Below are 8,956 nucleotides of genomic sequence, written 5' to 3'. Positions count from 1 at the left end.
TTCTGTCGAAATAAAATATTAAAATAATTTGATCAATTATTTCACCCGAAATCGCATCAATTTTGGTAGAATTTCGGTATAAGGATAAAACATATTAGGCGTAATAGCCTTTTAATTAAATGGATATTCGTAAAACAGCTATTATCACCCTTATCAGTTGGCTTTTTTGATATGAAAAATCTTGTCGTGCTTTTTTCTTCAATGATGCTGCTGTCCCTGGTTTGCTACGGCCAAATTGACGATATCAAAAATCTTCAAAAACAATTGCCTTTAATAAAAGATAGCCTCCACTATGTAGATGCATTAAACAAACTGGCACTGCTTTTATATGAAAACAATGTGGATAGCACATTTGCCTACACACAACGTGCACGCGACATTGCCGAAAGACTGCAATATGATAAGGGAAAGGCTGAATCAGCTAACAACCTGGGGATAGTTTATGATATGAAGGGCGACCTTGAACTGGCTCTTCGCTATTATAATGATGGCTATAACCGCTTTAAGGCTATTGGCGACACTGCCAACATGGTTCAAGCGATTATGAACATTGCCATGGTGTATAATGAGAAGGGCATGGATAAAAAAGCGGTTAATAGCTTTAAAAACGCCCTGGAAACCGGCAGGCGGCTCAACCGTGATTCCATCATGTCATTGGTTTGGTATAACTATTTAATATTATATCCCGGCAACTTTCAAAAAGATTCGCTCAGTTATTACATAAATAAAGCACAGAAAATTGCAGAGAAATATAAAGACAGGCGTGTATTACTTGCTATTGAGCAGTTAACGGCTGATAATTATATCAAAAACGGGCAGCGTGATAAAGGCCTGGCGCTATTGCAGCAAGCCGCGTATGGGGCCATAAAAAATAAGCTTTTTTATTTAAGCCTCGATATCCTGATTGACCTTGGCGACTTATTTGCACAAACCGATTCGGCCCAGGCGGTAGGCTATTATAAACAAGGGTTGTATATAACGCAGTTAAAAGAATATAGAGTTTATACAGAATCAATCACCAAAAAATTATATAATTTTTATACCGCCCGAAAAGATACCTCAAAGGCTTTTTTTTACAGCCAGCAGTTGGTGATGTTGCATGAGGAGCGGGACAGGGTTGAAAATAAATCGGGAATTGATTTTATTGCATACGCGCTTAAAGATCAGCAACTGGAGGCAGCCCAGGGGCAATCCAGGTACGAGTTAAGGTTTTTGTTTCTTGCGGTGTTTATTTGCGCTCTAATGGTGGTTGTCCTGGTGGTCTTATGGCGCAACTGGAAGAAATTGCGAAAAACATCAGATGCTCTGCGCCTGCAGTTTGAACAGTCGGAATCAACCATGGAAGCGCTTGACGTAATGAATAAAGACTATTCAAGGTTGATAAAAATTGTTGCGCACGATCTTCGTAACCCAATCAGCGCGATTAGTACAATCAGCGGTATGCTTCACCCCGATGAAAATTTACCTGCTGATATGAAGGAATTGATGAGCCTGGTACAGGTAAGCAGTAAAAATTCTTTAGACTTGATCAATGAACTGCTGGAAACAGATTTTGACCAAAGGCAAAAGATTAAAGCAGAAACTATAAACCCCGATGAATTGCTCCAGCAATGTGTTAGCCTGCTCAGTTTCAGGGCACAGGATAAAGGCCAGCAACTCACTATAAACAGCAATGTGCAGGTTAACATTAAGGGCGATGCTGAAAAATTATGGCGGGTTATGAATAACCTGGTTGTAAATGCTATTAAATTCAGCCCGGAAGGCTCCACAATACATATCGAAAGCAAGCAAATTGAAGATAAATTGCTGATCAGCGTAAACGATGCCGGCCTGGGTATACCCGAAGATATCCGGAACAAGATCTTTGATCCGTTTACCTCGGCCCGCAGGACTGGCACCCAGGGAGAACAACCTTTCGGCCTGGGCCTCTACATCAGCAAACAAATAATCGAAGCCCACAATGGACGGATCTGGTTTGAAAGCGAACCTGGCAAGGGAACAACTTTTTATGTTGAGCTGCCTGTTTCAACGGTTGCCTGATCCATTTTCTTTACATACAATTCGTCCACCAAAATAATCAGCATGGCCAGCAGCGGCACGGCCAGGATAATTCCTAAAGCGCCAGACAAAGCGCCCATAATTAACTGGCTGATCAATGTTAAAGCAGGCGGCAGATTGATCATCTTTTTTTGGATCAGCGGGGTAACTATATTGGCCACAATGGTTTGTGATACGATATACAACAGCGCCACGATAACCGCGGTGCCGCCGCCAACGGTTAACCCAAGCAGCACCCCCGGCGCCATCGCGATCAGCGGCCCGAAGTTGGGGATAATTTCCAGTATTCCTGTAATCAATCCCAGTACCATGGATGCGGGTATGCCGATAATGGTTAAGCCAACAGTGATTAAAATGGTAATGAGCACCATGGACAACAGCATGCCTTTGAGCCAGCCCTTAAGGACCAGGCTTATCCTGTCGAAGATTCGAAGGGCCACCGGCTTTTTATCCAGTGGGATCAGCACCAGCATCCCGTCTTTATAAAGCGAGGGGCTGGCGGTGAAAAATATCCCGAGAAACAGAATAATGTAAAGGTCGCCCAATACGCCAAAGCTGGTGTTAAAAAAAGTTTGTACCGTATCATAAAGCTTTTTTGAGTTGTCGCCCGAAAAGCTGTCAAGCACTTTTTGTCCTACCGGCGTTTCATTCAATTTGGCTTTTGCATTATTGATGGTATGCGGCAGGCTGTTGCTTAATTGGGTTACCTGCACCTGTATTTTAGCGCCAATAAACCAACATAAAAGACCCACAATGACAATCGTTCCGGCGATGGAAATGATCATCGCAAGCGTGCGTTTCATCCTTGTGTTTCGCTGGATCATGTCTCCAAGTCCATGAAAATAAACCGCCATCAGCGATCCGGCCAGCGCCATTAGCAATACATTAAAAGCAACCCTGGCGATGAGTATAAACACCACCAGCAATGCTACTATTGCTACCGTTTGCCAAACTTTTCCGATAAATGATAACTCTTTTTTGGTGGTTCCGGAGGATTTGTTGTCTGCAGGCATTTGATGGTGTTTAGCGAAAGTAATTAAAGGTACTTGTTATTCTTTATATTTTAATTCGGTTTAAATTATTGTACATAGTCGATCGCAAAAGCTATTCCCCGGCCTTTAGTTTTTCAGAGCTTTCTACATAACAATAATTTTTAAGGAATTTAGTTTTAAGTACTTGAATTCATCACGATGAAAAAGCCTTTTACTATTATTTCAATCATTATTGCCGGTTATTTTTTGGTCACCTCGTTTAGCATAGGCAAGCCAGAAAATGACCGTGTTGCTGCCGACCTGTCCATATTTAAAAGCCGCGTGCAGGAGTTTCAAAACAGCGATCTGGCTAAAACTGAACAGGATTTAATGGCGCTTTCGTACGCAGCTTCCAATAACAGCCTTTTGCTTTTTGATGCACGGTTGGATGATTTTTCAGCCACCAGGCTGGGGCGTGTTAAGCTGAAAGATGATGAACTTTTCTTTGCCTGTTCGGTAAATGATTTGGCGACCTTTAAAAGCCGGCTACAGGAATTTCAAAATGGCAGTCTTGACGGTATTGCAGTTTCGCGCGGTGCCTTATATTATGCCGGTTCAAAGTACGACCTGGCTACATTTAGGCTCCGCCTGGCCGAGTTTGCGAAAAGCCCTTACGCTCATAGTGATTTAGCACGTTACAGCAGCGATTACGCCCGCTCAGTAAATGATCCTGATACCTTTAAAGCACGGCTGAAAGAATTTAAGGCGAGTTCACTGAACGATATAGCGGTAAGCATTACAGCATCATTGTATGCCGCGTCTGGCAATTAGGTATTTTTCTCCCGCTATCTTCAAAGCTTATTTCTTCACCACCGGGAAAGCAACGATCCGCACTTTTGTAAAACCATACGGAATCAAGGTAAAGTGGGATATGGTATCACTCACAGCGCCCCTGTAGCCGCCGTCCCTGTCGGTTACGGGCTGGTTGGCCACACCATCGGTTAATTGCCAGTTGGGGATCAGCCTGCCTTCGGCCTTTATTTCAATCGGGGCATGTTGCAGGTTCCACACAAATTTCCCGATTAATGGCTTTTCGGTAACTGTAAGGGTTTTGGCAGGCTCATTCACAATTTGTTCAGACAGGCCATAATTCCAATTACCATTGGGGTAAACGCTAAAATAATCGCCTTCATGCTGATCATGGCCCTTTTCCCAGCGTTCGCCCAGCTTGAGCGCGTAAACCAATGGCCCGCGTTCAACCGCTCTTGAGTTGCGCCCCCATTCAGATACGCTCACTTGCATGGGCAGTTTCAGGCTGATTTTATCGCCATTTTTCCAAACCCGGCTGATGGTAACCAGTTGCCCGGCTTTACCTGTTTTTGCTGCAACGCCATTGATGCTGATGGTAGCCGAGCTACACCAGGCGGGAATGCGGAACTGCCAGTCAAACTGCACCGGTTTTGGGGTTGATAAATTAAACCCGATCTCATCGCTGAAAGGATAATCCGTCACTTCGGCAACGCTGATGGCCGTATTACCTGCACCAACGGTGGTTTTAAGTTGATTAGGGCCGTAAACTAATGATGCGAGTCCGTTATGCTGCGTTTTAAACCATAGGTGCTGCGTATATTTCGTCCAGCCCTGGTGCATATTGGCAAGGCAGCAGGTATAGCCGCTGCGCATCCCCAAAACATTGTTCATTTCGCGGCCAAAGGGCAGCGAGAAATCAAAAACGCCCCGGGCAATCTCCACCTGGTTAGCCACCTGGAAATATTGTTTGTTATTATAATCGTCTGTCGTTTGGGCAGGCAATGCGTTAAAAGTGATCCGTTCCAGCGCGTCCATATAGCGGGTATCGCCGGTAATGGCCATAGCTTCTTCCATCGAGTACATCGTTTCTACCACCGCGCAAAGTTCGGTTCCCTGGGTGGGCAGGTTGCCATGCAGGTCCTCATCTGCTGAGAAGGCTCCCATCGGTAAGCCGTTCAGCGTCATGATATCGCCAAAGCCGGTCTTCATAGCATTCAAATAAGCGGGGCTGCCTGTACGCTGGTAATTAAGCGCGGGGGCCTTTATGGCCATGCCTACATTAACGCCATGGCGGTGCATCCAGTCGTTGTCATCCTGGTGCGCGGCGGCGTTGATGGCCCAATTTCGGCCGGCAAACCACGCACTCCAGGCAAAGCATTGTTTATCCAGCAGGTCAGCTAATGCCAGCAGGCTTTTGTCGCCGGTTTTTTGGTACAGCCATTGGGCCACCAAAATATTTTCGCTTCCGCGGCTTTCGGCCCAGTCGCTCCATTTATTAATGGGGCAAATTTTAAGCGCCTGTAACTCATAATGAAAATAAGCGGTCATAAATTTAATCACCCTGGGGTCATTCGTTGCCGTATAGTATTGCTGCATGGCTTTTAGCATCACCATTTTAGGCCACCAGTCTTCGCCTTTCTGGCAATTGGCGAGGTTAATAACCGCGCTGCTGTCACGCTCCGCTTTGGTTATCGGCCCAAAATAACCGGATGGACGCTGGTGATCGAGGGTCCAGTTAATGTATTTTAAAACTTTTGCTTTTAGTGTGGCATCGTCCAGTTGCCAGGACAGGGGTACGGCGCCATCCAGCCAGTAGGGTGTTTCTTCCCAGCCATCGCCTTTGCCGCCCAGCCAGCCGTTGTCGTTTTTTAGTTTGGCGTAAACTTCGTCAAGGTGGCCGGTGGTGCCATCGCGCATGATCTCCAGCTGGTCCTTCAGCCAGCCCTGGGGGTGGATGGAGCCGAGGGGCAGTTCACTGTAAAGCGGTTTTACAAAATGGGCGGTTGTTATGTTTTTAGCCGGATGATCGGCGATACGGAAAGAGCCCAGTATTGAAATAACTGAAAAGGCAATCGTTATTTTTTTGAATATCATGTTTTTTCAATTGGCATTTTGAAGGTAGTTAATAAAATTAACTTTTGGCCCAATTCAAGTGTGGCAAATTCTTCTTGTTTGTTAAGTCTTTCTATTTCTGCCTTCTCCGGTAATAAAATTGATAAATATTACTGCTGCACCTCCACCGAAGTGATGTAATACGTATGGGCACCACTGGTAATGGTGTCTTTAAAGGTGATTTGCAATTTACCGTTATTTGCCAGGCTTACTACACCCGGCACCTTTTGTGGATTGCCGGGATAGGTCATGTAAATATTATTCCCTTTCTGGTGCCAGGTGGATGCCAAAGGCAACAACCCGGGGATGCCATAATTTTGCGCGCCATTGGCTTTTATATGAGTAGGCGTTACAAAACAAGTATCAATCCCGGTATAATTCTGGCTCGAGGTGGAATCGGTATAAAAAGTTAAAGAGTTATAACCCATACATGGGTATTGGGTAACGGTTGCGTTTACGCCGATGCCAAAATTAGTTTGATAAGAGTATAAGTTCCAGTTGCCGATAACGCTATAGATAACGGGCGGTACAGTTTTCTTTTCCTTTTTACAGGCAACCAATAAAAGCGAAACAAGCAGGCAGGGTAATAATCTCTTTATCATGGCTTTAATTGGTTTTACAGGCCACAATTTAAGTATTATTTATTTAGAAATGTAAGGCGGTATTTTTTATTTAACGGGGCTACTTTTTGTATCCAATCACTTTTAAAAATATGATGCTTCTATGCGGTATGCCCAGTGTTTTACCCGGGGTAACGTTAAGGTAAAGTTTAAGGTATCCGTCTGTTATCCCCTTCATGGCCTCAGTCATGGGTTTTACAAATTCCGGCATCATGAATGTAATTGATTTCCGGAAGGTAATGGTGCCTTTTTCATCGACAAATCCGGTGTACTCATACGAGAAATCATCATATGCATGATGGATCACAATATCATAAGTTGGCGAAAGATAGGTGTCGTATGATTTACCACCATCTACTTCGTCAGGTACCGCCTCTTTTTTTACCGTTACATATTTACTTTTAGAGACCAGTACGGCTGGTTGCGTACCGGCGAAAGCGCTGTCGGTAATTTTTCCGGCAAGCATTGTTTTTTCTTTAATATAGAGGGTGTCTTTACGGCTTGGTCTCCATAATTTTAGTGTATCCGAATGCAGTACGTTTTTGATATATTCATTGGTATAAAAGGTCATAAATACATGCACCTTTTCGTCGTCTATAATATTGTCGTGCACATGCAGTACCATAAATTGCATGCTGTCTTTTTTGATATAGGTAAGTTTTAGCCAGGCCCATGCCACGTTAAATATTGAATCATGGTCAAACATTACGGGCGCATTCAGAAACCGATTTTTTCTGGGACTGAAAATAGTAACTGAATCGACAGATGGAAAAGAGATCCGCCATTCAGGCACCAGCTGGAAGCCGACTGGACTAAAAGATAGCCCGTTATCAAAACGCCGTTTAACTTCTGTAAACGGGATGCCCTGGATGGTTTTGAGTAAGTTTTTAGTGCGGTTTGCTGCAGCGGCCTTTATGGCTTTTTCATTTTCCCTGTCCGATTCTATTTTTCTGAACTTGCTATTGCAGCGGGCAGCAAACATCAAAATAAACGTAAGTAGCAGGACTAAACTTGTGGTGATATAGCGCGTAGCAGATGTTTTATGCATGTGTTATGGGCAGAGCGTTATTAAAAACGCTAAAATAGCAATTAAGTTGATTAGGTTGATTAAGTGAGTGGTTGATTGGGTTAATTATGGACATGCGTACGCCTGCTTGATTAAGAGAATGGTCAATTGAGTTACAGGGACATTAACCTAATCAACTCAATCCAACTTAATCAACCAATCAACTAACCCAACGCCTGCTCCAAATCCTTGATCAGATAATCCGCATCCTCCAAACCCACATACATGCGGATCAATTGGTGGCGCGGGTTGGCGTTGTCATAATCAGCCGGGGAAATTCCTGCAATAGAAGGGATGATCAAACTTTCGTGGCCACCCCAGGATACCGCCATCAGGATATGCCGCAACCTGTCGCAAAAGGCTTCAATTTTTTGTACCGAGGACTCTTTTAGCGTAAAACTAAACATGCCGCCGCAGCCCTGCATTTGCCGGCGTGCCAGCTCGCTTTGTTTGAATGCAGGGCTAAACGGCCAGATCATCTTATCAACCGCCGGATGTTTGGCCAGCCATTCAGTTACTATTTTGGCGGTTTCAAAACTGCGCTGCATCCTCAATGGCAAAGTGCGCAAACCGCGGATGAGCAGCCAGGCCGAATGTGGCGACAAAGTGGGCCCGATGTTCATAAATTCATGATCGAAGATTCGTTTGATTAGCGCTTTGCTGCCGGTTAACACGCCGGCTACCACATCTGAATGACCGCCGATGTATTTGGTTGCCGATTGCGCCACCAGGTCGATACCCAGCCGGATAGGCTGCTGGTAAAGCGGCCCGCAATAGCTGTTATCGATCATCGTAAGGATGCCTTTTTCCCTGGCGATTTTAGCTATTGCAGCCAGGTCCTGCAACTCATAACTGAAAGTATTCGGGCTTTCTAAATAGATCAGTTTGGTTTCAGGCGTGATGGCGTTTTTAATATTTTCTACTACTGAACCATCAACAAAGGTGGTATGGATGCCAAACTTTGGTAAAAAGTTATTGAAGAGTTTGATGGTCCAGCTATACGGGTTTTCAACGGATACCACATGATCGCCCTGTTTAAGCAGCGCCAGGATGGGCACACTTACCGCGGCGATTCCACTGCTGAAAACCAGCGCATCTTCGGCGCCATCCAATGCCGCAAGTTTTTGCCTTAATATAGTCAACGTAGGGTTTTGCCCACGCGAATACAGCAGGGCATCATACTCTTCTGCCAGCGCCTGCCTGAAATCACTTACCGTTTTAAAAGTAAAATTGCTGGTTTGGATGATGGGCGGCGAAACGGCGTTGAAATAGTTTTCGCGTTCTTCACCAAGTTCGTTCAGTATGTAGGAAAGATCCAT

7 protein-coding genes are annotated in these 8,956 nt (G+C 44.7%); 2 read left to right on the top strand and 5 right to left on the bottom strand.

The genetic code is table 11. The annotated features are described in order from the left end of the window. Positions 1-171 precede the first annotated feature (171 nt). Complete coding sequence (locus tag QZY09_RS01245; protein ID WP_295667117.1) at positions 172-2,040, top strand: ATP-binding protein; 1,869 nt, start codon at positions 172-174, stop codon at positions 2,038-2,040. Here QZY09_RS01245 and QZY09_RS01240 read toward each other — a convergent pair. Continuing rightward, positions 2,007-3,071 (bottom strand): AI-2E family transporter, encoded by a 1,065-nt coding sequence (locus QZY09_RS01240; RefSeq protein WP_295667114.1) that lies wholly within the window; start codon positions 3,069-3,071, stop codon positions 2,007-2,009. The two genes, QZY09_RS01245 and QZY09_RS01240, sit on opposite strands and share 34 nt — an antisense overlap. A gap of 177 nt (positions 3,072-3,248) precedes the next feature. On the opposite strand from QZY09_RS01240, the gene QZY09_RS01235 reads away from it, so the two are divergent. Continuing rightward, a complete protein-coding gene (locus QZY09_RS01235) occupies positions 3,249-3,860 on the top strand; it encodes a hypothetical protein (protein WP_295667110.1) in 612 nt (203 codons plus the stop codon). A gap of 27 nt (positions 3,861-3,887) precedes the next feature. On the opposite strand, the gene QZY09_RS01230 is transcribed toward QZY09_RS01235, so the two are convergent. The 4 genes from QZY09_RS01230 to QZY09_RS01215 all read right to left on the bottom strand — a co-directional run bounded on the left by QZY09_RS01230 (position 3,888) and on the right by QZY09_RS01215 (position 8,956). After that, a complete protein-coding gene (locus QZY09_RS01230) occupies positions 3,888-5,933 on the bottom strand; it encodes a beta-L-arabinofuranosidase domain-containing protein (RefSeq protein WP_295667107.1) in 2,046 nt (681 codons plus the stop codon). Between the two features lie 128 nt (positions 5,934-6,061). Beyond that, a complete protein-coding gene (locus QZY09_RS01225; protein ID WP_295667105.1) occupies positions 6,062-6,553 on the bottom strand; it encodes a hypothetical protein in 492 nt (163 codons plus the stop codon). Between the two features lie 79 nt (positions 6,554-6,632). Continuing rightward, the gene (locus QZY09_RS01220; protein WP_295667102.1) at positions 6,633-7,619 is read right to left on the bottom strand and encodes a hypothetical protein; all 987 of its coding nucleotides are present in this window, start codon (positions 7,617-7,619) and stop codon (positions 6,633-6,635) included. Between the two features lie 182 nt (positions 7,620-7,801). Further along, positions 7,802-8,956 carry an aminotransferase class I/II-fold pyridoxal phosphate-dependent enzyme gene (locus tag QZY09_RS01215; protein ID WP_295667099.1) on the bottom strand — a complete coding sequence of 385 codons (1,155 nt, stop codon included), beginning with the start codon at positions 8,954-8,956 and terminating at the stop codon, positions 7,802-7,804.

The sequence above is a fragment of the uncultured Mucilaginibacter sp. genome (assembly GCF_903913935.1).
Classification (GTDB): Bacteria; Bacteroidota; Bacteroidia; order Sphingobacteriales; family Sphingobacteriaceae; genus Mucilaginibacter.
This window is presented reverse-complemented; position numbering and strand designations above follow the sequence as displayed.